At 46.4% G+C, this 24,403-nt stretch carries 21 protein-coding genes and 2 pseudogenes; 6 read left to right on the plus strand and 17 right to left on the minus strand.

Annotated features, from left to right (window positions below; all coding sequences use genetic code 11):
• Window positions 1-86: 86 nt before the first annotated feature.
• On the plus strand, window positions 87-272 hold the full coding sequence (locus BLO31_RS18420; RefSeq protein ID WP_070970224.1) for a hypothetical protein: 186 nt from the start codon (window positions 87-89) through the stop codon (window positions 270-272).
• A gap of 163 nt (window positions 273-435) precedes the next feature.
• On the plus strand, window positions 436-1,380 hold the full coding sequence (locus BLO31_RS18425; RefSeq protein WP_070970227.1) for a LysR family transcriptional regulator: 945 nt from the start codon (window positions 436-438) through the stop codon (window positions 1,378-1,380).
• Between the two features lie 31 nt (window positions 1,381-1,411).
• On the opposite strand, the gene acuI is transcribed toward BLO31_RS18425, so the two are convergent.
• The 6 genes and pseudogenes from acuI to ilvG all read right to left on the minus strand — a co-directional run bounded on the left by acuI (window position 1,412) and on the right by ilvG (window position 8,855).
• Window positions 1,412-2,392 (minus strand): acrylyl-CoA reductase (NADPH), encoded by a 981-nt coding sequence (gene acuI / locus BLO31_RS18430; protein ID WP_070970230.1) that lies wholly within the window; start codon window positions 2,390-2,392, stop codon window positions 1,412-1,414.
• Window positions 2,393-2,574: 182 nt separating this feature from the next.
• Entirely contained in the window at window positions 2,575-4,113 is a 1,539-nt protein-coding gene (ilvA, locus tag BLO31_RS18435) for a threonine ammonia-lyase, biosynthetic (protein WP_070970232.1), read from the minus strand.
• Window positions 4,114-4,117: 4 nt separating this feature from the next.
• Window positions 4,118-5,958: pseudogene (gene ilvD / locus BLO31_RS18440) on the minus strand (dihydroxy-acid dehydratase).
• Between the two features lie 14 nt (window positions 5,959-5,972).
• Window positions 5,973-6,911 carry a branched-chain-amino-acid transaminase gene (gene ilvE / locus BLO31_RS18445; protein WP_070970235.1) on the minus strand — a complete coding sequence of 313 codons (939 nt, stop codon included), beginning with the start codon at window positions 6,909-6,911 and terminating at the stop codon, window positions 5,973-5,975.
• A gap of 11 nt (window positions 6,912-6,922) precedes the next feature.
• Window positions 6,923-7,207 (minus strand): acetolactate synthase 2 small subunit, encoded by a 285-nt coding sequence (gene ilvM, locus BLO31_RS18450; protein ID WP_070970239.1) that lies wholly within the window; start codon window positions 7,205-7,207, stop codon window positions 6,923-6,925.
• A gap of 1 nt (window position 7,208) precedes the next feature.
• Window positions 7,209-8,855 (minus strand): acetolactate synthase 2 catalytic subunit, encoded by a 1,647-nt coding sequence (ilvG, locus tag BLO31_RS18455; RefSeq protein WP_070970242.1) that lies wholly within the window; start codon window positions 8,853-8,855, stop codon window positions 7,209-7,211.
• A gap of 453 nt (window positions 8,856-9,308) precedes the next feature.
• On the opposite strand from ilvG, the gene BLO31_RS18460 reads away from it, so the two are divergent.
• Window positions 9,309-10,820, plus strand: coding sequence for a YifB family Mg chelatase-like AAA ATPase (locus BLO31_RS18460; protein ID WP_070970245.1), 1,512 nt, complete (start codon window positions 9,309-9,311; stop codon window positions 10,818-10,820).
• A 2-nt stretch (window positions 10,821-10,822) separates the two neighbouring features.
• Here BLO31_RS18460 and BLO31_RS18465 read toward each other — a convergent pair whose 3' ends face one another.
• Complete coding sequence (locus BLO31_RS18465; RefSeq protein ID WP_070970248.1) at window positions 10,823-11,779, minus strand: DUF2860 domain-containing protein; 957 nt, start codon at window positions 11,777-11,779, stop codon at window positions 10,823-10,825.
• Window positions 11,780-11,992: 213 nt separating this feature from the next.
• On the opposite strand from BLO31_RS18465, the gene BLO31_RS18470 reads away from it, so the two are divergent.
• Entirely contained in the window at window positions 11,993-12,874 is an 882-nt protein-coding gene (locus BLO31_RS18470; RefSeq protein ID WP_070970251.1) for an acyltransferase, read from the plus strand.
• 23 nt (window positions 12,875-12,897) lie between these two features.
• On the opposite strand, the gene BLO31_RS18475 is transcribed toward BLO31_RS18470, so the two are convergent.
• From BLO31_RS18475 to BLO31_RS23925, 5 genes are all read right to left on the minus strand, one after another.
• A complete protein-coding gene (locus BLO31_RS18475; protein ID WP_070970254.1) occupies window positions 12,898-13,494 on the minus strand; it encodes a thiol:disulfide interchange protein DsbA/DsbL in 597 nt (198 codons plus the stop codon).
• An 18-nt stretch (window positions 13,495-13,512) separates the two neighbouring features.
• A complete protein-coding gene (locus BLO31_RS18480; protein ID WP_070970257.1) occupies window positions 13,513-14,496 on the minus strand; it encodes a serine/threonine protein kinase in 984 nt (327 codons plus the stop codon).
• 56 nt (window positions 14,497-14,552) lie between these two features.
• Window positions 14,553-15,971, minus strand: coding sequence for a cytochrome c oxidase accessory protein CcoG (gene ccoG, locus BLO31_RS18485; protein WP_070970260.1), 1,419 nt, complete (start codon window positions 15,969-15,971; stop codon window positions 14,553-14,555).
• Window positions 15,972-16,280: 309 nt separating this feature from the next.
• Entirely contained in the window at window positions 16,281-16,547 is a 267-nt protein-coding gene (locus BLO31_RS18490; RefSeq protein ID WP_070970263.1) for a YihD family protein, read from the minus strand.
• A 120-nt stretch (window positions 16,548-16,667) separates the two neighbouring features.
• On the minus strand, window positions 16,668-16,835 hold the full coding sequence (locus BLO31_RS23925) for a hypothetical protein (protein WP_175443251.1): 168 nt from the start codon (window positions 16,833-16,835) through the stop codon (window positions 16,668-16,670).
• Window positions 16,836-17,133: 298 nt separating this feature from the next.
• Here BLO31_RS23925 and BLO31_RS18495 point away from each other — a divergent pair, with 298 nt between their 5' ends.
• The gene (locus BLO31_RS18495; RefSeq protein WP_070970266.1) at window positions 17,134-17,931 is read left to right on the plus strand and encodes a sporulation protein; all 798 of its coding nucleotides are present in this window, start codon (window positions 17,134-17,136) and stop codon (window positions 17,929-17,931) included.
• Between the two features lie 69 nt (window positions 17,932-18,000).
• Window positions 18,001-18,645, plus strand: coding sequence for a PAQR family membrane homeostasis protein TrhA (gene trhA / locus BLO31_RS18500; protein WP_070970269.1), 645 nt, complete (start codon window positions 18,001-18,003; stop codon window positions 18,643-18,645).
• On the opposite strand, the gene BLO31_RS18505 is transcribed toward trhA, so the two are convergent.
• The 5 genes and pseudogenes from BLO31_RS18505 to def all read right to left on the minus strand — a co-directional run bounded on the left by BLO31_RS18505 (window position 18,642) and on the right by def (window position 24,331).
• On the minus strand, window positions 18,642-20,087 hold the full coding sequence (locus BLO31_RS18505; protein WP_070970272.1) for a TrkH family potassium uptake protein: 1,446 nt from the start codon (window positions 20,085-20,087) through the stop codon (window positions 18,642-18,644). The genes trhA and BLO31_RS18505 overlap by 4 nt on opposite strands.
• Before the next feature lie 14 nt (window positions 20,088-20,101).
• On the minus strand, window positions 20,102-21,478 hold the full coding sequence (gene trkA, locus BLO31_RS18510) for a Trk system potassium transporter TrkA (RefSeq protein ID WP_070970275.1): 1,377 nt from the start codon (window positions 21,476-21,478) through the stop codon (window positions 20,102-20,104).
• A 33-nt stretch (window positions 21,479-21,511) separates the two neighbouring features.
• Window positions 21,512-22,791, minus strand: a pseudogene (gene rsmB, locus BLO31_RS18515) (16S rRNA (cytosine(967)-C(5))-methyltransferase RsmB).
• 56 nt (window positions 22,792-22,847) lie between these two features.
• Complete coding sequence (gene fmt, locus BLO31_RS18520; protein ID WP_070970277.1) at window positions 22,848-23,795, minus strand: methionyl-tRNA formyltransferase; 948 nt, start codon at window positions 23,793-23,795, stop codon at window positions 22,848-22,850.
• Window positions 23,796-23,809: 14 nt separating this feature from the next.
• Window positions 23,810-24,331 (minus strand): peptide deformylase, encoded by a 522-nt coding sequence (gene def / locus BLO31_RS18525; protein ID WP_070970280.1) that lies wholly within the window; start codon window positions 24,329-24,331, stop codon window positions 23,810-23,812.
• Window positions 24,332-24,403 lie beyond the last annotated feature (72 nt).

Consider the following 24,403-nt stretch of genomic DNA (forward strand, 5'->3'; position numbering starts at 1 on the left):
TGAAGAAAAAATATTCAATAAGCACTTGGCAAAGAGATCATTTTGTTTTAACTTAGTTAACAAGTTGGTAACAAATGGAGGCAAATATGCTTACGGCTCTCGATAGACTGACCATCTATTCGGTTCTCTGTTTGATTTCATTTTGCGCTCTTTTGTTGCGTTCGCCAACTGAAACATCGTTGATGCCCTTGGCTGGCATGTTAGCAACGATTGTAGGGATTTGGCTTGAGATGTTCCGCTGGAAAGGAACGTCTAACGAGCAAGAACAATGATAGTAGTACTTGGCGTTCACTTTCTATCAAATACATAACTGCGCTCAAATACATTCCGACACTATCCCCAGTTTTCTTGGGCTTCCCCGCTGAAAGGCGGGATTTTTTTTGCCTAAAGAGTACAATCGCCCTATCCATGCCTCACTAAAGAGAGAGTGAAAATTTGGAATTGGAAGAAATTTACCGTCGAGATTTGAACTTGCTGGTGGCCCTGCGGGTATTGATTGAAGAAAGCAGTGTAAGTAAAGCGGCAGACCGATTGAGCTTAAGTCAGTCCGCGATGAGCCGAGTTTTAGGAAGGTTGCGATCGTTACTTAACGATCCTCTGTTTACTCGCCAAGGCCAAAAACTGATCCCGACCGAAAAAGCTCTGGAGATCGATAAAGCCTTGGGTCAACCATTAGAGTCATTAAGGCAGGTGCTCTCTCCTACGGAGTTTGATGCGACCCTTTGCGATCAGACGTTCACTATCGCCACTACTGATTACGCGATGCAGACAATTCTGCCTTTTGCTTTGCCGCGAATCTATTCAGAAGCCCCTAATGTCTCTTTTGATTTTCAGCCGCTGCAACACGACAGGCTTAACGAACAGCTCACTTATCAAGGAGCAGATTTAGCGATATGTCGCCCAACGTCTTCCGTTGAACCGCTTCATAGTGAGACCTTGGGAAAAGTCGGCGTTCTTTGTCTTCTATCCAAACATCACCCATTGGCAGACAAAGAGATGAAATTAGACGACTTTCTCTTGTGTCCTCACGCGATGATAGCAATTAGCGATGGTGTAAAAGCCTTGTTAGACGCTGCTCTAGAAGGGTATGTAGCACCCAAGTTGGTACTCAGGGCTTATCATCTTGAAGCCGCGCTTGCGGTTGTTGATACCATGCCGCTGGTGATTACCGTGCCTGCAGATTTAGCTTATCTCGTTGCGCAGCGATATAACTTGGTTGTCAAACCCTTGCCTTTTGAGTTTACCCCGTTTGATTATTCAATGATTTGGCACCCCAGATGTGAGCACTCACCAGCACAGGAGTGGTTGAGAAAAATAGTAAAGCAAGAGTGCAGTAAACTGATCGCTCAACGAGGACAGGTACTAAATCTAAAAGGATAAGGTAGCCGGTTTTACCCGGCTAATATTGACGCTAAAGCTTGATAACCACTCGGCCAGTAACTTGTCCGTTAGTAATGTCCTGTGCGTAACTTGGCGCTTGTTCAAGAGAAATTTCAGTACAAGCTTGCAAATAGTAGCTTTGGGGAAGTAGCTCAACCAGTTTTTCCCATGCCGCTATGCGTTTTTCACGTGGACACATAACGGAATCAACACCCTGTAGACGAACGTTGCGAAGAATAAATGGCATTACTGTGGTTGGTAGGTCGAATCCGCCTGCAAGGCCACATGCTGCAACAACACCGTTGTAATCCATTTGAGCCAGTACTTTGCCCAGTAGTTTGCTGCCCACCGTATCAATAGCTCCTGCCCACACTTGTTTTTCTAAGGGACGGGCGGGCTCTTCAAACTCACTGCGTTCAATCACTCGGCTTGCGCCTAAGTCTCTTAACAGGGGACCATTTTTCTCTAATCGGCCGGTGACTGCTGCTACTTGATAGCCAAGTGCGGAAAGAAGCGCTACAGAAACTGAACCAACACCACCACTTGCACCCGTTACTAGGATCTCTCCGTGGTTAGGTTGAATACCACCATCGATGATGGCTTGCACGCAAAGCATTGCTGTCAGTCCAGCCGTACCGACCATCATTGCTTGCTTGCTATCGATACCTGAAGGTAAAGGCACTAGCCAATCGGCTTTTAAGCTCGCTTTTTGGGCCATACCTCCCCAGTGATTTTCACCTACACCCCAGCCGGTTAATACCACTTTATCGCCGACTTGGTAACGCTCATCTTTAGAAGATGTCACCGTACCAGCAAGGTCGATACCCGGAACCATAGGGAATGATCGAATGATCTTTCCTTTACCGGTGATTGCGAGACCGTCTTTGTAGTTCAGTGACGAATAATCAACATCGATCAGTACTTCACCTTCCGGTAACTGAGTCTCTTCGATCTGCTCAATGGTTGCGATGGTACGCTTTTCTTCTTGATTTAGGATTAACGCGTTAAACATAGGTGTCTCCACATTGGTCTCGATAGAGCGGGTTCTTTAATAACTTGAACCGTTAGTGTAGACCCATGTGGGGGATGACAGAAATGAAACTTTAGCATTATATCTATGCGTTTCACGCATAGTTTAAGGGCGTGTTTGTATTTGGTTAAAACAGAGAAGCCGACCATAAGATCGGCTTCGTTTTAGCGTTTTGAAGATAAGAAAAACTGATAGGAAGGATTATCGGTTTCGTCTTTATACTGGTAGCCCAGCTCTCTCAGGTGAGAGGAGAACTCGGCTAAATCACTTTCTTCGAGCTCAAAACCACATAAGACGCGTCCGTAGTCGGCACCTTGGTTGCGGTAATTGAACAGACTAATGTTCCACTTGGTGCCCAAAGTACTTAGGAACTTTAGAAGTGCTCCCGGATACTCTGGAAACTCAAAGCTATACAAACGCTCTTTTAGCGGGTTGGACGGTTTGCCACCAATCATATATCGAACGTGTAGCTTGGCCATCTCATCATCGGATAGATCAACTACGGGATAGCCACCTTCTCGCAGGTCGTGAATGATATGTTCAAGCTCTTCCTGCCCACCCTGCAAGCGGACACCGACAAAGATATTTGCCAAGTCATCATCGTTGTAACGGTAGTTGAATTCAGTAACAGCACGGCCACCGATCAGGTTGCAAAACTCAAAGAAAGCGCCTTGTCGTTCAGGAATGGTTACCGCTAAGATACCTTCTCGTTTTTCGCCTAGCTCACATCGCTCAGAGACGTATCTCAGACCGTGAAAGTTAGTGTTTGCACCAGACAAAATGGTCCCGAGTTGTTTTCCTTGCAAGCCCTCTTGTTCTGCGAACTTTTTGAGGCCAGCAAGCCCAACGGCTCCAGAAGGTTCAGCGATGGCGCGAGTATCTTCAAAGATGTCCTTCACCGCCGCACAAATTTCATCACTGGAAACGGCGATATGGCCATCGATGTACTTTTCACAGAGCCTGAATGTCTCTTCACCGATGCGCTTAACTGCCACACCGTCAGCAAACATACTGACTTGGTCGAGTACCACGGGTTCACCTGCATCGAGTGCCGCCTTAAGGCATGAAGAGTCTTCAGGCTCAACTGCGATGACTTTGATCTCCGGCATCAACTGTTTAATGAGTACAGCCACACCTGCCGCGAGACCACCGCCACCAACTGGCACAAAGATATATTCTAAGTGACCATTCTGCTGCAGCATCTCCATGCCAATGGTACCTTGCCCTGCAATGACCATTGGGTGGTCGAACGGAGGGACAAAGGAATAGCCATTCACACCAGCAAGTCGCACTGCTTCGGCTTTTGCTTCGTCAAAGTTATTGCCGTGAAGTACAACTTCACCGCCAAATCCGCGCACGGCTTCCACTTTGATATCAGGAGTGGTCTTTGGCATGACAATAATGGTTTTGATACCTAGCTTGCTACCTGATAGAGCCATACCCTGCGCGTGATTGCCTGCTGATGCAGTAATCACCCCCGCCTCTTTTTGCTCGCGTGTCAGGTTAGCGACCATATTGTAGGCACCGCGAAGTTTAAAAGAGTGGACGGGCTGTCTGTCTTCTCTTTTGAGCTGTACTTCGTTGCCAATACGGCTAGATAGCCTCGTCATAGTCTGCAATGGAGTAACCGTTGCGACGTCGTAGACGGGAGCTCGTAAGATCTGGCGCAGGTAATCTGCGCCAGTTTGAGTACTTAAGGTCATAAAGCTAGTCCTCTAGCTTGCTTCTGTCTCGCACTGCGCCTTTATCAGCACTTGTTGCTAGGCTAGCGTAAGCCTTCAGTGCAAGAGAGACTTTGCGTTGGCGATCAACTGGCTTCCAACCTAGCTTATCTTGCGCTTCGCGACGCTGTGCCAGCTCTTGGTCAGAAATTTCTAGTGAGATAGTTCGGTTAGGAATATCAATGGCAATTTGGTCACCATTTTTTACTAAACCGATTGCACCGCCGTTCGCCGCTTCTGGAGAAGCGTGACCAATAGAAAGACCAGAAGTACCACCTGAGAAGCGACCATCGGTGAGTAGAGCGCACTCTTTACCTAGCCCCATAGATTTCAGGTAAGTTGTCGGGTAAAGCATCTCTTGCATTCCCGGACCACCCTTCGGACCTTCGTAACGAATAATGACGACATCACCCGCTTTTACCTTACCGCCAAGAATGCCTTCTACGGCATCTTCTTGGCTTTCAAATACGATAGCAGGGCCGGTGAACTTGAGAATGCTTTCGTCTACACCGGCCGTTTTTACAATACAGCCATCAAGAGCGATATTGCCTTTAAGAACAGCTAGGCCACCGTCTTGGCTAAACGCGTGTGCTTTAGAGCGAATACACCCATCTTCCCTATCATTGTCTAAAGTGTCCCATCGACAGTTTTGGGAAAATGCTTTGGTGGTTCTGATTCCCGCGGGGCCTGCGCGATAGAAGGCTTTAACGTCGTCAGATTCAGTCAGCATAATGTCGTATTGAGCGAGTTGCTGCTCCCACGTTAGGCCGAGTACGGTCTTGTTCTGATTGTGAAGGAGCCCAGCTCGGTCAAGCTCACCAAGGATGCCGACTACACCACCAGCACGGTGAACGTCTTCCATGTGATATTTTTGAGTCGAAGGGGCCACTTTACACAAGTGAGGAACCTGACGAGACATGCGGTCGATGTCTTCCATATCAAAATCCACGTCGCCTTCAACTGCTGCGGCGAGAAGGTGAAGAACCGTATTGGTTGAGCCACCCATAGCGATGTCCAGTGCCGTGGCGTTTTCAAAGGCATTTTTATTGGCAATGTTGCGTGGGAGCACGCTGTAATCGTCTTGCTCGTAGTGGCGTCGAGTCAGCTCAACGATGCGTTTACCCGCATTGATAAATAGCTCTTCACGATCGGCGTGCGTAGCAAGCATAGAACCGTTACCAGGCTGAGAAAGGCCAAGCGCTTCTGTTAGGCAGTTCATCGAGTTGGCGGTAAACATACCCGAACACGAACCACAAGTAGGACAAGCGGAACGTTCAATTTGCTGGCTTTGCTCGTCCGATACCAAAGGATCGGCGCCTTGGATCATAGCGTCAACGAGGTCGAGTTTGATGATTTGTTCTGAAAGCTTGGTTTTTCCCGCTTCCATAGGACCACCAGACACAAATATTGCTGGGATATTAAGGCGCATTGCCGCCATTAACATTCCCGGAGTGATTTTGTCACAGTTTGAGATACACACTAGAGCGTCGGCACAGTGTGCATTAGCCATATATTCAACAGAGTCGGCAATGATTTCACGTGAGGCAGAGAGTAAAGCATACCACCGTGACCCATAGCGATACCGTCATCGACAGCGATGGTATTGAACTCTTTAGCAATACCTCCCGCTTTTTCAATTTCGCCGGCGACGAGTTGCCCCATGTCTTTTAGGTGAACGTGACCGGGAACAAATTGAGTAAATGAGTTCACAACGGCGATAATTGGCTTACCGAAATCTTCTTCTTTTACACCTGTGGCGCGCCATAAGGCACGAGCACCAGCCATATTACGTCCATGCGTGGTGGTGGCAGATCTATACTTTGGCATTGTTCAATTCCCTCTTACTTCGCTGCTGGGTATACGTAATCCAACCAGCCCCACTTGTCTTCAGTGGTGCCGTTGAACAGGCCAAAATAAGCCTCTTGTACTGCTTTGGTGATAGGTCCGCGTTTCCCTTCACCTACTTGGATTTTGTCTACTGTACTTACCGGAACCACTTCCGCTGCGGTACCTGTCATAAATACTTCGTCTGCAAGATAGAGCGCTTCACGAGCAATGTTCGCTTCGCGAACTTCGTAACCCATCTCTTTTGCCAGAGTCATAATGGTATCGCGTGTGATACCCGGTAGAATTGCTGCTGTTGCTGGTGGCGTTGTAATCACGCCGTCTTTCACAACAAACATATTTTCACCAGCCCCTTCCGACAGGTAGCCATCGACACTCAGTGCGATGCCTTCGTCATAGCCGTGACGGCGAGCTTCACCACCGACAAGTAGTGAAGATAAATAGTTGCCGCCTGCTTTGGCAGCAGTGGGAATAGTATTGGGTGCCGCTCGGTTCCAGCTCGAAACCATAGCATCAACACCGTTTTCCAAAGCTTCTTCACCTAGGTAAGAGCCCCAAGGGAAAGCGGCGATAATCAGATCCATTTCTGTATCTACAGGAGGGCAAACGCCTAAGCCCACGTTGCCAATAAAACCGAGTGGACGGATATAAGCGTTGTCGAGTTTGTTTTCGCGCAGAGTTTCGCGTGTGGCTTCCATGATTTCATCGACAGAGTATGGAATAGGGAAGCGATAGATTTTTGCAGAGTCTTTTAGACGTTGCGCGTGCTCGCGGTGGCGGAAGACAATTGGTCCTTTTGGTGTGTTGTAGCAGCGAACGCCTTCAAAAACGGAGGTACCGTAGTGCATGGCGTGCGTGAGTACATGCACATTGGCTTCGGCCCAAGGAACCAGTTTGCCATTGAACCAAATATATTCTGCTGTTGTAGTTGCCATTATTGCCTTCCTTATGCACAAATCTTTTGTTGTAAATTGTTATTGGGTAGCTCGTCACTGGCGATCTGAGTGACTTCAACCTTTTTCACATCCCATAATTTCTCAATTTGATTAGTAATAAATGAGATAGGACGGTCACTGTCTACGATAATTTCAACGCTGGCGACTTTACTCTCGTGATTTTGAGTCGCTGCCACTTGCTTGATCACAAAACCACGGTGACGAATAACGCGAAGAACACGCTCTAATAAGACGGGTTTGTCGTCAGCTTTGATGTCTAATAGGTATCTTTCCATCTTAGGTGTTCTCCAACATATCACTGTTCGATGCGCCCGGTGGTACTAGAGGCCATACGTTTTCTTCTTCATCAATTAAAACATGAAGCAAATAGGACGTTTCACTTGCCAACATCTCTTTTAGAGCGGGCTCAACTTCTTCTTTGCGAGTAATGGTTTTACCCGGAATATCGAAGGCTTTCGCCAACATAACAAAATCAGGGTTGTCATCCAGAATGGTTTCACTGTGGCGACCGTCGAAAAACAGGGATTGCCATTGACGAACCATGCCAAGACGTTGATTGTTAAGTAAAACAATTTTTACTGGGATCTGGCGGCGTTTTAACGTCCCCAGTTCTTGGATGTTCATCATAAATGAACCATCACCAGTAATAAGAATGGACTGATCTTCAGGTCTTGCAACTGCAGCACCCATTGCGGCTGGCAAACCGAATCCCATGGTGCCCAGTCCCGCAGAAGTAATGAAGTTTTGAGGCTGGCGCGGCTGAATGTGCTGCGCTGCCCACATTTGATGTTGACCAACGTCGGTAGAAACAATGGAACTATCAGGCATCATGTCTGATAGTTGCTTGAGCAGGCCCGGAGCGAATATCAGCTCTCCTGGGTGGTCATAGCGCCACTTAAAGGCGCTGCGCAAGCTCTCGCTGTGCTGTACCCAAGGCGTGATGTCGTGAGTTAATTCAAGTTGGGGAAGTACATCATTGACCTGACCGCGTAGAGGCGCGTTAGCGCGGCGAAGTTTGTGTATCTCAGCGGCATCAATATCGATGTGAATTATTTTGGCATGAGGCGCGAAAGTCTCTAGCTTGCCTGTAACGCGATCGTCGAAACGGGCACCCACTGCAATCAGCAAATCGCTCTCTTGAACGATGAGGTTGGCGGCTTTGGTGCCGTGCATGCCCAACATACCCAAATAGTGCGGGTCATGGCGCTCAATGGTACCGAGTCCCTTTAAGGTACTAACCGATGGCATAGGATTCAAACGCAGGAATTCTCTAACCGTTTCCGTCGCTTTGCCTAGTTGGACTCCGCCACCCACGTACAGGACGGGACGCGAACTCGCAGATAGCAAAGCTTGTGCAGTACCGATCTCTTCCGCGATGACTTGTGGGGTTTCTGGTGGCGTGAATGGTGGCAGCAAAGTGTCTATTGCTTCAGCGAGTTGCACGTCTTTGGCTATATCAACCACGACTGGACCTGGGCGCCCTGTTTTGGCTACTTCAAATGCTTCCGCTAGGGTTGGTGCTAGATCTTCGATAGAGGTAACAAGATAGCTGTGCTTAGTACAGGCTAGGGACATACCAATGACATCCATTTCCTGAAAGGCATCAGTACCTATGTGTGAGCTGGCAACTTGTCCAGTAATCGCCACAATAGGAACAGAGTCGAGAAGAGCATCTGCCAACCCTGTTACAAGGTTGGTAGCACCAGGACCTGACGTTGCCATGCAAACCGCTACGTCTTGAGTGGAGCGTGCCATACCAATCGCGGCCATAGCTGCACCTTGCTCATGACGACAGAGAATATGTTCAACACCACCGTCATAAAGTGCGTCATAAATTGGCATGATTGCACCACCAGGGTAACCGAAAACGGTTTTGATACCCTGTTGTCGCAATGCGGAAACGACTAACTGAGCGCCTGTCATCGTTTGCCCCCTTGGCTGTTGCTACAGCCAGACTTTGTTTTATTGCACGTCATGTGTGCTCCCATTCTTCCTGTATCTGATTGTCATCTCTGACGATCTTTAATTTTTAAATCAATAATTGTAAAAAACCCCCGGACTTTTCAGTGCGGGGGTTTTTTTAAATCTTTGTGGTTATCTCTCGCCCACAAGCCCCCGCGCGGTGTGAATAATCACCACGATAATCAGGACTAGGAGTGCGTTAGTGCGAGCAAAGAGATTCATTGTTAATTCTTTAAGTTGTGTTGCTTATTTATATTTAAATTTTGTTCGCCTTTAGTGTTATCACACATTTCCGTTAATTGACAAGCAAAAACTCATTCTTTTTTCACATTAATTCTTTAAGCCAGCAAGTTATATAACAGTAATTAGCTAGAAAATAACCAGTTATTCAGCTGGTGGATATGAGAAACGAAAATGCCATTGGCGATCATTCACAGTCGAGCTTGCATAGGAATTCACGCCCCCGAAGTGACGGTTGAAGTGCATATCAGTCACGGAATGCCTGGATTTACCTTGGTGGGGTTGCCGGAAACCACCGTACGAGAGTCAAAGGATAGGGTTAGAAGTGCGTTGATAAACTCTCGGTTTGAGTTTCCAGCTAAACGCATTACGGTCAACCTTGCGCCCGCCGATCTTCCTAAAGAGGGGGGGCGTTTTGATTTACCCATCGCGCTTGGAATTTTGGCGGCCTCGGACCAACTGCCCCCCATTGAGTTAAACAATCATGAGTTTGTCGGTGAACTGGCCTTATCAGGCGAACTGAGGCCCGTTTCTGGTGCACTTCCAGCGGCGATAGAGGCGGAAAAATCGAACAGAAAGCTGATTGTACCCAGCTTAAATCGAGCGCAAGTTGACTTAGTTAAACACGCTCACCACGCAAGTGCGGCGAGCTTAAATGAAGTATGTGCGTATTTGTCCGGTCAAGGTGAACTGCCTGCTATGGAGGTTGAGAAGAGCGTTCCCAATGAAAGCTCTACTAGAGACATGACGGATATTATTGGACAGCAACAGGGGAAACGTGCGTTAGAGATCGCGGCGGCCGGTGGACACCATCTTCTTTTTATTGGTCCTCCCGGTACGGGGAAAACAATGCTCGCTTCTCGAATGAGTGACTTGTTACCGCAAATGAGTGATGACGAAGCTTTGGAAAGTGCCGCTATTCAGTCTTTGGTTCAGTTTGATATTGGTTTGAGTAATTGGAAAAAAAGGCCTTTTCGCACGCCTCATCATTCATGCTCAATGGCAGCATTAGTCGGGGGTGGCTCGACGCCAAGACCTGGAGAAATTTCTTTAGCGCATAACGGGCTTCTTTTTTTAGACGAGTTACCCGAGTTTGAAAGAAGAGTGCTAGATGCATTAAGGGAGCCGCTTGAAGCTGGCGAGATCACCATTTCAAGAGCAGTGGTAAAAACCTGCTTTCCCGCTCGGTTTCAACTTATCGCTGCGCTTAACCCAACACCGTCAGGGCAGCTTCACGACAGTGAAGGCTCAAGAGTGGCCGCCCTTCGTTATTTAAGTCGGCTTTCCGGCCCTTTGTTAGATAGATTCGATTTGTCCGTTGAGATCCCTGCGTTGGAAAAAGGCGCATTGTCAGGAGATGGAGATAGAGGAGAAAAAACGGCAACCATTCGGCAAAGAGTGATTCTGGCTAGGAAAAAAATGCTTAATTGGGCTGGTGTTGAAAACGCTTTGTTAGCAGGAAAAGAGATGGAAGCGGTATGCCAAGTCTCGCAGAAGGATGCAGCATTTTTGGAGCAAGCGTTACACACTCTTGGTTTGTCAGTGCGCGCTTATCACAAGATCATTAAGGTGGCGCGGACTATTGCTGATTTAGAAGGCAGCGAGCGTATTACTCGCCACCACTTAAGCGAAGCACTAGGGTACCGAAGTATGGATCGACTGCTCGCTCGCCTGCGTCAGGATTAGTGTCAGAACTTGAAGTTCAAACCAGTTGAAACAATGTACTGTGAGCTGTCGTAAAAATCTAAATTAGACGATGTTTTGCCATAACCCGCTAGCATGATAAATGAGACGTTACTCCAACCCATCAGTTGACCGTACTCATAGGCGCCAAAGAGGCTTATATCATTTTCATCACGCTTTTGATAAGAAAAAATTTGTGCGCCGGCATCGTATTCACGATTGGCGTAGCCACCTGTTAGTACTAGCTGGTGGTTTCCTAGTTGACTAAATAGGGACAGCTCCCCGCCGAGTTGTGAGTAGGAGTTCGCGTTGCCATCTGCGTCGTGTTTGCGATAGCTAACTGAAGGCATCAGCATTAGTCCGCGACTAAGTGGTACTCTAAACTGAACCTTACTGTGAAGTGTATTCCCATCTCTCGCTAAATCGGTGCCAACGAGTTCATCCTGCTCCACATCTTTGTCGGCATAGGCTAAATCTAGAGTGATAGGCAGCCCAGCGACATTGGAGATTTTAAAGCGATAAGCGGTACCATCTACATCGGTTTCTTGTCGGACGATATTGGTTTGATAGGGGTCTTTCCAAGCTTCTCCAGACATTACGGTAGGTAGTACCGATAAGTCCAAAATCATGCCTGAGCCCAATTGATACTTATATCCTAGTTCGAATGCCAGTGTACCGACGGCGATATCCTCTCTCGAAGTACCCACATAGAGTTGTTGATTGTTTCCTTGACCAAATGTGTAGGCCAGACTGCCGAGGGGGGCGAGAAGAAATCCTCCGTCCGAAGATGCCTCTTGGTTCAAAGAAGTAATGACTTCATTGTCACCAGTGTCTAGATTCGAACTGCTCGATGAATAACCTGCATTCACCGATATTTCTCCGCTCAGTCCTGCTCTACCAAGTTCTGCGTATGTAGGTAGGGCTAAAAGCCCCAATGTGGAGAGTGTAAGCCATTGCTTCATGTGGTCGCCTTAACTGTTCTTTATATGAGTGGATTCTTTTCTACGTAACTCTTTAGTAAACAGAGTGATAAAAACATACTTCATTGCATATGGTATAGAGTTAATACTTATCGCACAACTAATCAGACCATTGCGTAATGTGTTTCAATGTGGCTGAGGGTTTGTATAATTACACGCTGTTTTATTACTCATTCTTAGGCTCATTTTTTCGTTATGTTGTCGTATAGTTTATTGGTATTAAATGTTGTATTGGTAATGATGAATTCCGCGATTTGCTCGCTACTCATATGTATTATTGCCGTGTTTAAACTGCTCTTGCCAACAACCAGCCTAAAGACATTCGCAACACATCTAGCCAACCGAGTTATGTGGCTTTGGTCCACAATCAACGCCTTTATTCTTCGCGCATCAAATAGAGTGGAATGGGATGTACAAGGTGTCAATGGATTAAAGAAAGACGGCTGGTATTTGATGATCAGTAACCACTTGAGCTGGACTGATATTGTTGTGCTTTGCTGTGTCTTTAAAGACCGTGTACCTATGCCTAAATTCTTTCTTAAACAAGCGCTGCTTTATGTGCCTTTTATCGGTATGGCTTGCTGGGCATTAAATATGCCATTTATGCGACGCTATTCACGTGAGTACTTACTTCGACACCCAGAAAAGCGCGGACAAGACTTGGAAACGACTCGCCGTTCATGTGCCAAGTTTAAACACACCCCTACAACCGTTGTGAACTATGTAGAAGGCACGCGCTTTACTGGTGAAAAACAGAAGAAGAGCCGAGCGGGTTATGAGCACTTGCTGCAACCTAAATCTGGCGGAATGGCCTATACCCTAGCTGCAATGGGGGATCAGTTCGACAGTATAATAGATGTCACACTGGCGTACCCTGAAAACCGCGATAAACCCTTTAGAGATCTCTTAATGGGTAAGATGACCAAAATTGTTGTCCATGCCAGAGAGTTGCCGATTGATGAGAAGGTGAACGGTGACTACTTCAATGACAAGAAGTACAAAAGGCAATTTCAGTTGTGGTTGGCGGACGTTTGGCGCGAGAAAGACGAGAAGTTAAAAACGATCCACGACGCATAAAAAAGGAGCTAACGCTCCTTTTTTTATAGTTTTAGCAAGTAGTTTACCAAATCAAAATACTGCTCTGGTGTGGTGTCACGCTGAGCTTGAACTAAATATTTGTTGTTCACTATAACCGCAGGTACGCCTCTTAAGCCTGCGCTTTTGAACTGCTTATCAAAGCGACGGCTCATGGAGTCGACACTAAAGCCTTTGAATGCCGCGTCGAATTTTTTGGCCTCAATACCTTCATCAAGGAAAATTTGGCGCAGCTCTGCATCGTCTTTTGGCGCTTTTCCTAATACGTGAATGCGATGGAACATGACAGGGACCATTTTATCTTCTGCCTTTAGGGCAATCATTGTTGCGTAAGCCTTGCTCATGGATTTGCCCATTGGGCCTCCCATAAAGGAGACATGGCTCTTTTGAAAGCGAACGCCTTCTGGCAACTGCTTTTTCATTGCTGCGAGTAGAGGCTCCATCTGGTAGCAGTGCGGGCAATAAAATGAGAAAAACTCAGAGACTAAAGGTTTAGAAGACTTTTCAAGATCTAAAACCTTGTAGTCTTTGCCTTCTTGAAACGCTGCTTGAGCATTGATACTTAGTAATAGAGCTGTAAAAAAGAGTACGATTTTTTTCATTATCAATCCTTGTGATCGTTACCATTGTGGTGTCAAGCTGAGCGGTGATTCGTTTAAGGCAGCGATCTGCTCTTTAAATGCAAGCACCTGACCTTCCCAGTATTTTGGATCACCAAACCATGGAAAAGCTATAGGAAAAGCCGGATCATGCCAACGTTTTGCTAACCATGCCATATAGTGAACCATTCTGAGGCCGCGCAGTGGCTCGATTAGTTTAAGCTGTGATGAGTCAAAATCACAAAACTCTTCATAGGCTTCTAATATGGTATCTAACTGGGTGATCTTCTCGTGACGCTCACCACTTAGCATCATCCAAATATCTTGAACAGCAGGACCGTTTCTCGAATCGTCTAGGTCAACAAACATAGGTCCATCACGCCATAGAATATTACCCGGGTGACAGTCACCGTGCAGTCGAATATTTGGTGCTTGTGTCCAGTGCTGCTCTAATTGTCTAATCAGCATATCCAGATCGCTAAAAAATGCGTTCTCTAAGTGTGGGGGAATAAATTGAGAGTTTTGCAGCAAGGTTCTGGGTTGATAGAGATACTCTTGTAAACCGATCGTGGGACGATGTGCAAAAGGTGTCCGCTCTCCAACTTTGTGTATACGGCCCAAAAAACGTCCCACTCCCTCTAATTGATCGAAGTTGTCGACTTCAAACTGGCGACCACCAACACTGGCAAACAATGAAAATCGATAGCCTTGGTAGTGGTGAAGGGTCTGCTGGGCAATAGAAATAGGAGGTGCAACAGGAATATCCGCTTCGACTAGTTCTTGGGTAAAAGCGTGTTCCTCTTCAATCTGTTCGTTGCTCCAGCGTTCAGGGCGATAAAACTTCACGACGTAGCGCTGTTTTTCTTCATCGACAAACTGGTAGACGCGATTCTCGTAACTGTTGAGTGGCAAAAAACCGGATTCCGCTCTAATTCCTATGCTTTCAAGGGCATACCACATAAAGTCAGGAGTGAGTGCGTCAAAGTTAAAGGCATTTTCTGACATAAAATAAAAAGGCTCATTGCTGAGCCTTTTCCGATAAAAGTGTTGTTGAGGTAGAGCTATAACTTCTTAATAAATCGACTCTCAACTTCAATTGTAAAATCTCCGCTGTCAGAGAGTATAAACTGAATTGTGGAAACAGGAGAGCTAAGATTTTCAGGGTTGACACCTAAACTCATTGGCAAGCTAAGTACTTCACCAGGTTGCACTTTAACGGTTTGTCTACCGTACCAAGAGACATCGCTTAGCCCGTCAACATTCAGTTGATACTCTTGCTCTTGCTGAGTTTTATTAATGATTTTTAGGGTGTAGGTGTTTTCGATTTCACCTGCACTATTGATTCTAAACAGCTGGGTGCGGTCACGCAGTACACTTAGCCCTGCCGGCTCCACTGCGGCGATTTGTGCAAAGAAAAGCCCAACCATCAGTATCATGACGACGCCGTAGCCCAGTAGTTTTGGCCTCATCACCTTGGTGTGTTTACCAGAGAGTTTGTGTTCGGTGGTGTAACTGATTAGCCCTTTGTTATAACCCATTCGACTCATTGTTTGATCACATGCATCTATACAGGCACCACAGTTAATACATTCGTATTGCAAGCCATCGCGAATATCGATACCCGTTGGACAAACTTGAACGCAAAGATCACAATCGATACAGTCCCCTAGACCTAAAGCTTTCGGATCGGCTTTTCTCGATCTTGGACCTCGCGTTTCACCGCGCTGAGTGTTGTAACCCACGATAAAGGTGTCTTTGTCGAACATCGCGGATTGGAATCGAGAATAAGGGCACATATGGATACACATGATCGAGCGCATCCAACCCGCATTGCCATAGGTACAGCCAGCAAAGAAGAGTACCCAGAAGACCGGCCAGAAGTTTGCTTCCAGTGTAAAGAAGTCAACGATAAGCTCGCGCATAGGAACAAAGTAACCGACAAAGGTAAAGCCAGTAATTAAAGCGATCAGCCACCATGCGATATGTTTGGCGGTTTTTCGCATGGCTAGGTTGGCGGTGAGCTTTCCTGAGTCTTGCTTGCGACGTTTATTGGCACTTCCTTCTAGCTTTTCTTCAAACCAGATATAAATAAAGGTCCAAACGGTCTGCGGACATAGGTATCCACACCAAACCCTACCGAGAAAAGTGGTAATGAAAAACAGCCCGAATGCTGCAATCATAAACAAGAGGGCAAGTAAGGTTAGGTCTTGTGGGTACAAGGTTGTACCAAAGAAATTAAATTGCTGATTACCGAAATCCAACAGAATAGCTTGGCGATCTCCATAGGGGATCCAAGGGATGGCACCAAACAGGATCAGTAAAAACCATCCGCCGTAACGGCGCAGTTTTTGAAAGGTCCCTTTGCTTTCTCGAACATAGATTCGGTTATTTGGGTTAAACCTGTCTCCGCCGCTTTTATGTGCTTTTGGATTAAAGGTTTTTGGAGTCACGTCTTTGACATCGATTCTATCCTGACTCATAGAGAGGATCCTTCTTAGGCTTGACGGCACAACTTCTAATGATTGCGCTCTTCGACATTGCTTTTACTCACTTAAATCAAATAAATAAGTAAGCTTAAATATTTTAGTATTTACTTATAAACAATAATTATACAACTAATCGGAAATTGATTTCTTTAACACTATCAACCTTTAGCAACAAAATCAGAACAGTTGATTAATTAAACCTTAGAACAGATAGAGACAAGATACGATGAAGGTGGTGTTTTTACGCGACTAAAATACAAAAAAACGGCCGTGGTGGCCGTTTTAACTATTCTCAAGCACGTTTTATTCGATGATTCCACGGGCTCTTAATATCGCCGTTTTAAAGTCGTCTTCTTGATCTTTCTTTAGACCCGGGATCTGCTCTTCTTTCCCGCTATTTCTCATCTTAAGGTGGTAGATAAGGACATCATCAGTGAGGTCTTCTAGCTTGCCTTCATATCCTGCTTCTTGGGCTAGCTTGACGATAAACTGTAGTAAATTGAGCTCTTGATCTTTTAGCCATTCGGGTTGCAATAACTCGATTAGCTCTTCAATGCGATGGCATTGCATAATTTTCTCCACATTTTTTATAAGCGTTTTAGCGTACGTTAGCAGATTGGTGGCGCTACGCCAATGGAGAGAAGAAAAGCTTTAGGGATAAAAAAAAGCGCAGAAGTACTGCGCTTTTTATTAGGCGGCTTTAACAACATGATTGACAGAAGCCGCTGAGCGGGCATTTCTCTCAACCAACGTCATTGCCGGAGCCACTTTTTTGGTCGAAGGAGTAGTAACGAAACCACTGCGACGACGCGCTGCACTACGGTTAGTGTGCGAAAACCTGACGGCTGTTGGGCGCATTTATTTACCTAACGGTCAGGCATATCCATTGCCAATGTAATGGCCTGAAATGATATGAGTTGAGCTTCATTTCTGAAGGGTGGCTCTTCTGGCTCTCGCCAATCCAAATATCAAGTCAGGAATAACGATATGCATGCATATCATGGTTAGATTAGCACCATATTTCACAAGGATCGATATGATCCACTTTTTTTATTAATTTGCCTGTCTATTTTGTTGCACAGCTAAAGTTATTAGAGAAGCATTTGCTTTCTGTTTGCGCTCAGCAGTAGGATAAAAACTGACCAAGGAGGTGTGTATGTCGTTTTTTAAGAAAACCCTCGCAAGTTTTGGTATTGGATCGGCAAAGGTTGATTCAGTTCTACAGCAAGAGGTTTTGTACCCTGGGCAATCAGTGAATGTCACCATACATGTCTATGGAGGTTCGTCTGCACAAGAGATTGATAATATTGATCTCAAATTGTGTTGCCGTTATATCAAGGAAGTTTCGGCCGATAACCAATCTAATCGCACGACAGGTAGAACCAAAAGAGTGGCTCAGACCTATGCGTTAGCAAGTTGGTCACTGCCTTACTCATTTATTATTGAGCCGGGGGAAACCAGAGACTTTGATGTCGAGTTAGAAGTACCTTGGAATACACCCGTAACAATAGGTGACGCAAAGGTTTGGTTGGAGACAGGACTGGACATTGCGATGTCGATGGACCCTTCAGATAAAGATATATTAACGGTTCGTCCAGACCCTTTAATGGATGGGATCTTTACCGCGTTAGAAGAGCAAGGTTTAAGGATCAGGCAAGTTGAATGCGAAGCGGTAGATGGCTTTGATATGCCTTTTGTACAAGAGTTTGAGTTTGTACCCACTACTGGGCCGTATCACGGGCGGTGGAGAGAGTTAGAAGTGGTCGCCTTTCGCAGTGATGAAGAACTGAAAATGTGGTTTGAAATTGATCGCCATCGAGAAGGGGCGAAAGGGATGCTGGCGAGTTTGCTCGGTATTGGCCAGTTGAGGAGGCAGCTTACTATTCCACTGCATACCCCAGCAGAAAAAGCCGGTGAAATGGTCCTTAGCTATCTCGATTCTACGACGGAATAATTTAAGCTTACAAGTGTACGCTGAGTATGTCATACTGAGTGACTAAGATTGGTCACTCAGGGGCACACTATGTCTGACTCCTCATACAGTGTTAAAGAAGAAGTCGCTAACGTTATCACCCATGGTGCGGGGTTGGTCTTCGGTATTATTGGCTTGGTCTTGTTATTGATTAAAGCCTTAAACCACAATGCTGATGCGCTCACCGTGACAAGTGTAAGCATCTACGGCGCTAGTATGATAGTGCTGTTTCTCGCCTCGACCCTCTATCACGCCATTCCCTATAAAAGCGCTAAAAAAGCCCTTAAAACTTTTGATCATTGCGCCATTTATTTACTCATTGCTGGAAGCTACACACCTTTTCTTCTCGTCAGCTTGAGGACACCACTGGCAGTGGGACTGATGATCGTTATTTGGGTTATTGCGTTGATTGGTATTATTTTGAAGTTGGCTTTTGTTTATCGCTTTAAAAAGCTCTCTTTAGTCACCTATTTAATGATGGGCTGGCTCTCTTTAGTGGTGGTATACCAACTGGCGGTAACTCTAGAAGTTGGGGGATTAACGCTTCTTGCTGCAGGAGGTCTGGTTTACTCATTAGGGGTCGTGTTCTACCTTGCTAAGAAGATCCCATTTAATCACGCCATATGGCACTGCTTTGTTCTAGCTGGGTGTGTTTGCCATTTTTTAGCGATCTACTATTACGTTGAGCCACTCTAACGTCGCCAAAACGCTGGGAAGACAAGTACGAGAATGGTCAGTATTTCCAATCTCCCCATCAACATTCCTAAGCTCAATACCCACTTTGCCGTGTCCGGTAGTGGGGCAAAGTTACCCGTTGGCCCAATTACGCTGCCCATGCCGGGGCCAACATTCGCAACTGCTGTGATGGCACCAGAAATACTGGTAATTGGGTCAAGCCCCAGCGCACTTAGACAACCTGCAACCGCTATGATGGTGATTAAGAACATCAAAGCAAATGCAACGAGCGAGCGAATAATGTCGTCGGAAACTGGTCGGTGATTGTATCGCTGAACAAACACGCCCGATGGATGAACTAACTTCATCATTTGCTTGTTAAGCAGAGTGATTGCAATTTGAAAGCGAAAAATCTTTATTCCTCCGGCCGTTGAGCCAGAACAAGCGCCCGCCATCATCAAAAAAGCAAACAGGGTGGTAGGTAGTGCACCCCAAGCGGTAAAGTCTTCCAAACCGAAGCCTGTTGTGGTGACGACAGAGACAATATTAAACATGGCGACGCGAAACGCATCGAGCACGCTATAACCGTCTCTAATAACGAGCCAAGCGCTGATGATTAAACTGCTCGACAAAAACAACCAGAAGAAGCCACGTACTTGTGCATCCTGAAGCAGCATATCGATGCGCTTTTTCTTTAAGGCAGAAACAAACAGTAAAAACGGTAATCCACCAAGGAACATAAACAGAGTGGCAACCCAATGAGAACCATTGGAAAAGTGGTTCATAGAACCGTCAGAAGTGGAGTAACCACCAGTAGATAAGGTCGTGAATGCGTGGTTTATTGCGTCAAACCATCCCATGCCAGTAATGAGATAACCGAGTATGCAAAGCATGGTAAGGGCGACATAAACCATAACAATGTTTTTGGCGACGGTTTTTGCTCTGGGACTGCTTTTGTCTGACCAGTCAGAGGACTCTGTATTAAACAGCTTCATGCCACCCACATTTAGCATGGGCAATACCGCAACGGCCATCACAATAAAACCAATCCCCCCAAGCCATTGCAACGTTGAACGCCATAGCAAGATACTAGGAGCCATACTATCGAGACCACTCAACACGGTAGAGCCAGTGGTGGTGATACCAGACATGGTTTCAAAATAGGCGTCTGTAAAACTGATGTGGTTGATAAACACAAAAGGCAGCGCAGCAAAAACACTGGCAATGGTCCAAACCAAGCTGGTGATAAGAAACATATCCCTGACACTCAGTCGGAAATCTGTGGTTCGCCCCACAGTTAAACAAAGAAAGGCAACGCCATGGGTAATAAGTAGAGATTGACCAAACTCGATAAAGCCAGCGCTGCCTGAAAAGAAGGCCACCAAAGTGGGCACGTACATAAACAGCGCAAGCTTGGACAATACGAGTCCAATGACAAATAGAATAGGCCGGATATTGACCACTACAGACTTACCGACTAGAGGAAGAATGGACTAGGTTGGAACAGGGCTTCCACATCGGGTACGTATTTCTTGTCTACAAGGAACATTACAACGTGGTCGTCTTGCTCAATAACGGTACGGTCGTGAGCGATAAGTACTTCTTCCCCGCGGACTATCGCACCTATAGTTGTACCCGGAGGTAGACGAATATCGCCAATGGCTTTACCCACCACTTTTGAGGTGGTTTCATCGCCGTGGGCAATGGCCTCAATGGCCTCGGCTGCACCGCGTCGAAGAGAAGACACATTAACAATATCTGCTCGTCGAACATGAGTTAGCAGTGCAGATATAGTGGCTTGTTGAGGGGAAATTGCTACATCAATAACGCCACCTTGCACTAGGTCAACGTACGCACCGCGCTGGATAAGAACCATAACCTTTTTGGCTCCCATGCGCTTTGCAAGCATAGCTGACATAATATTGGTTTCATCTTCGTTGGTCAGCGCGATAAACACATCGACTTGGTCGATATTTTCTTCCATCAAAAGCTCTTGGTCTGCGGCATCACCACAAAAGACAATCGTATTCTCTAAATCTTCAGAGAGCTTTTCCGCTCGCTTGTAGCTGCGTTCAATAAGCTTGATGCTATAGGTTTGCTCTAGTCGCTTGGCTAAGGAGGCTCCAATGTTACCACCGCCGACAATCATGATACGTCGGTATGGCTTTTCGAGTCTTTGAAGCTCACTCATTACCGATCGAATGTGGTTACTTGCCGCAACGAAGAAGACTTCGTCATCCGCTTCAATCACAGTGGTGCCCTGTGGCCTGATGGGACGACCTTGACGGAAAATTGCCGCAACGCGAGTGTCGATATGAGGCATATGCTCTCGCAAAGCAGACAGAGCATTACCAACCAAAGGCCCGCCATAATAAGCTTTTACTGCGACCAAGCTGACCTTTTGCTCGGCGAAGCTGACCACTTGCAATGCACCTGGGTACTGGATCAACCGTTCTATATAGCTGGTGACCAACTCTTCTGGAGCGATAAGGTGGTCAACGGGTACGGCACCTGATTGAAACAGCGCTTCTTTTTCAATCAAATATTGAGGAGAGCGAATTCGCGCAATGCGGTTCGGAGTATTAAACAGTGAAAACGCCACTTGGCACGCCGCCATATTGGTTTCATCCATATTGGTGACTGCTACCAACATATCAGCATCTTGAGCACCGGCTTCGCGTAGCACGTCTGGGTGACTTGCGTAACCGTTGACAACCCTAAGGTCATATTTGTCTTGTAGTTCGCGAAGGCGGTCACTATCGCGATCGACGATAGTGATATCGTTGTTTTCGCCAACTAAGTTTTCAGCTAGTGTTCCGCCAACCTGACCAGCGCCTAGGATGATGATTTTCATACTCGTTTCTCGTTTACCACTATATGGCAGTATCTATGACTGCTTCTTAAGAACGGCGTAGTAGAAGCCGTCCATATCTTCCTCACCTGGAAGAATCTGACGACCCGGTTTCTCTTTATCAGAGCCGATCAAGAGCGCTTGTGGCGTTCTTTGTAAAAAGGCTTTGACCTGTTCGACATTCTCCTTTGGAGTAATAGAACAAGTCGCATAAACCAAAGTACCACCGGGTTTTAATTGTTGCCACATAGCATCTAAAATTTCACTTTGCAGCTCTGCTAAAGCATCAATATCATCTTCGCGACGCAGCCATTTGATGTCTGGGTGTCTACGGATCACGCCTGTAGCTGAGCATGGGGCATCCAGTAGAATGCGATCAAATTGCTCGCCTTGCCACCAATCTTGCGGTTTACGTGCGTCACCGCAAATAACTTTCGCTTTTAACTTGAGCCGTTGCAGGTTGTCATGAACACGCTTCAGGCGTTCATCATCGCAATCGATGGCGACAACATCGCACCCTTTGGTACGCTCTAGAATATGCGCTGTTTTACCACCAGGCGCGGCGCAGCAGTCTAAAATCAACTCTCCGTCTTTTGGCGTCAGGTATTCAACCGATAGCTGAGCCGCCGCATCTTGTACAGATACCCATCCCTGTTCAAAACCCGGCAGAGAGTATACGTCACAAGGAGAGGCTAATTTAGGGCATCCGGTGCTTGCGAATGAGCAGTGCTATCAATGTTTTCATTTTTAAGCAGTTGTTGGTATTCATCTCGGTTGTGGTGTTGATGGTTAACGCGAAGCCACATGGGGGCTTTTTGGTTGTTCGCCTCAACGATGGATTCCCACTGCTGGGGGTAGGCAACTTCAAGGGTTTTAAGCAACCAGCTTGGATGACCATATCGCCCTGCCTTATGGTTGGTGGCAAAGGTGTCGAGTTCTTCCTGATTGCGTTGATAATTGCGCAGTACCGCATTGATCAAACCGCGTAGTCGAGGGCCTTTAAGTGCTTTTGTCCCTTCGACCGTTTCGGCAACAGCCGCGTGCGCAGGAACACGCATAAAGCTGAGCTGATAAATTCCGACCAAGATCAGATGATGGAAGACTCTCTGCTTTCCTTTTAAGGGCTTGTCCATCAATTTACCAGCAATGGATTCAAGCCTTGGCAAATAGCGCAGTGCACCATAGCAGATCTCTTGGAGTAGAGCGTGGTCTCGGGGGTTGATTTGCTGTTGTGCTGCTGGAAGGGCACTGGAGAGTGATTGTCCCTTGTCGACGACTAAATAAAGGACATTTGCGGCGGCGGCTCGCACGTTCATATTGTTCACCATTGAGGTAAGAGGCATCTCTGCCCTCGTAAAGTTCTTAGCTCTTATTAAGAGAGTACAGTGCCGACTTTAAACCAGTCTGCACGTGAGTTCAGGATATCTTTTACAGGCATGGCTTTCTTGCCGGGTATTTGAATTGTTTCTAATACTAATATCCCATCGCCCGTTGCAATGTGGAGTCCGGTTTTATCGGCTTGCAAGATTGTTCCAGCTGGCTTATCGCTCACGGTATCAGAGACATGGCTCTTCCATACCTTTACGTTGTTCTCTTCGATTTCGAAGTAACTCACAGGCCATGAGTTAAATGCACGAACACAACGCTCTGTATGCACAGCGCTATCTGCCCAACGGATCTTGGCTTCTTCTTTGCTAAGTTTTTGCGCGTAAGTGGCTAGTGCATCATCTTGCTTTTCAGCAACCGCTGTTCCACTTGCGACTTCATTCAAGCAATCAACCAAAGCTTGAGGTCCTAACTCAGCGAGTTTTTCGTACATGATCGCACTGGTATCATTCGCTTCAATAGGTAATCGGGCAATCTTAAGCATATCACCGGTGTCTAGGCCGACGTCCATTTGCATAATAGTGACGCCAGTTTCTTCGTCACCAGCCCAGATAGAGCGCTGAATTGGTGCTGCTCCACGCCACTTAGGCAAAATTGAACCGTGAACATTGATGCAGCCTAAGCGCGGTGTGTCTAAAATAGCTTTTGGCAATAACAGGCCGTAAGCCACCACCACCATTACGTCAGCGTCCAGAGCTGCCAGCTCTTTTTGCGCTTCTTCACTTTTTAAAGAGGCGGGCTGAAATACAGGAATATCATGTTCCTGTGCTAACACTTTGACCGGAGATGATTTGAGTTTTTTACCACGACCTGCAGGTTTATCAGGGGAGGTATAAGCGGCGATAACCTTGTGCTCTGAAGCGATCAACGCCGCCATATGTAAGGCGGCGAAGTCAGGGTTACCAGCAAATACGATCTTTAAAGGTTTGCTCAAGGTTGGGTTCCTTATTATGCGTTTTTCGCGTGTTTCTCATTGAAACGTTTGATTTTCGCTAGTTTGTCTTGAATGCGCTTGCGTTTAAGCGGAGATAAGTAATCGACAAACAACTTACCTTCTAAGTGATCCAGTTCGTGCTGGACACAGATCGCCAAAAGGTCATCGGCTTCAAAAGTGAATTCTTCACCTTCTCTGTTTAGAGCTTTCACCGTGACTTCTGCTGCTCTAGGGACCAAAGCTCTCGCGCCAGGTACAGAGAGGCAACCCTCTTCTATGCCATCTTCTCCGCGCTTTTCTAAGATCTCTGGATTGATAAGAACCATAGGCTGATCGCGAGTTTCTGATACGTCGATAACCACAATGCGCTTGTGAATATCGACTTGAGTCGCAGCCAAACCAATGCCTTCCTCATCGTACATGGTCTCTACCATGTCGTCGGCGATTTTTTGAATTTCAGGAGTGACGGCTTCTACTGGCTTTGCCACTGTACGTAGGCGGTCATCCGGAAAAGTTAATACTTGTAATACAGACATATACACTCGTGTTGTTGAACTATGCCGAAGCAAACTAAAGCGTGTTGGCTCAATTCTAGACATTTTGACATC

This window comes from Vibrio sonorensis (assembly GCF_001854765.1).
Classification (GTDB): domain Bacteria; phylum Pseudomonadota; class Gammaproteobacteria; order Enterobacterales; family Vibrionaceae; genus Vibrio; species Vibrio sonorensis.

Excerpts from the sequence above, each read along its gene's own strand:
- BLO31_RS18420 (WP_070970224.1), top strand. The coding sequence starts at position 87 with ATGCTTACGGCTCTCGATAGACTGACCATCTATTCGGTTCTCTGTTTG.
- acuI (WP_070970230.1), bottom strand. The coding sequence starts at position 2,392 with ATGTTTAACGCGTTAATCCTAAATCAAGAAGAAAAGCGTACCATCGCA.
- ilvA (WP_070970232.1), bottom strand. The coding sequence starts at position 4,113 with ATGACCTTAAGTACTCAAACTGGCGCAGATTACCTGCGCCAGATCTTA.
- ilvE (WP_070970235.1), bottom strand. The coding sequence starts at position 6,911 with ATGGCAACTACAACAGCAGAATATATTTGGTTCAATGGCAAACTGGTT.
- ilvM (WP_070970239.1), bottom strand. The coding sequence starts at position 7,207 with ATGGAAAGATACCTATTAGACATCAAAGCTGACGACAAACCCGTCTTA.
- ilvG (WP_070970242.1), bottom strand. The coding sequence starts at position 8,855 with ATGACAGGCGCTCAGTTAGTCGTTTCCGCATTGCGACAACAGGGTATC.
- BLO31_RS18460 (WP_070970245.1), top strand. The coding sequence starts at position 9,309 with ATGCCATTGGCGATCATTCACAGTCGAGCTTGCATAGGAATTCACGCC.
- BLO31_RS18465 (WP_070970248.1), bottom strand. The coding sequence starts at position 11,779 with ATGAAGCAATGGCTTACACTCTCCACATTGGGGCTTTTAGCCCTACCT.
- BLO31_RS18470 (WP_070970251.1), top strand. The coding sequence starts at position 11,993 with ATGTTGTCGTATAGTTTATTGGTATTAAATGTTGTATTGGTAATGATG.
- BLO31_RS18475 (WP_070970254.1), bottom strand. The coding sequence starts at position 13,494 with ATGAAAAAAATCGTACTCTTTTTTACAGCTCTATTACTAAGTATCAAT.
- BLO31_RS18480 (WP_070970257.1), bottom strand. The coding sequence starts at position 14,496 with ATGTCAGAAAATGCCTTTAACTTTGACGCACTCACTCCTGACTTTATG.
- ccoG (WP_070970260.1), bottom strand. The coding sequence starts at position 15,971 with ATGAGTCAGGATAGAATCGATGTCAAAGACGTGACTCCAAAAACCTTT.
- BLO31_RS18490 (WP_070970263.1), bottom strand. The coding sequence starts at position 16,547 with ATGCAATGCCATCGCATTGAAGAGCTAATCGAGTTATTGCAACCCGAA.
- BLO31_RS23925 (WP_175443251.1), bottom strand. The coding sequence starts at position 16,835 with ATGCGCCCAACAGCCGTCAGGTTTTCGCACACTAACCGTAGTGCAGCG.
- BLO31_RS18495 (WP_070970266.1), top strand. The coding sequence starts at position 17,134 with ATGTCGTTTTTTAAGAAAACCCTCGCAAGTTTTGGTATTGGATCGGCA.
- trhA (WP_070970269.1), top strand. The coding sequence starts at position 18,001 with ATGTCTGACTCCTCATACAGTGTTAAAGAAGAAGTCGCTAACGTTATC.
- trkA (WP_070970275.1), bottom strand. The coding sequence starts at position 21,478 with ATGAAAATCATCATCCTAGGCGCTGGTCAGGTTGGCGGAACACTAGCT.
- def (WP_070970280.1), bottom strand. The coding sequence starts at position 24,331 with ATGTCTGTATTACAAGTATTAACTTTTCCGGATGACCGCCTACGTACA.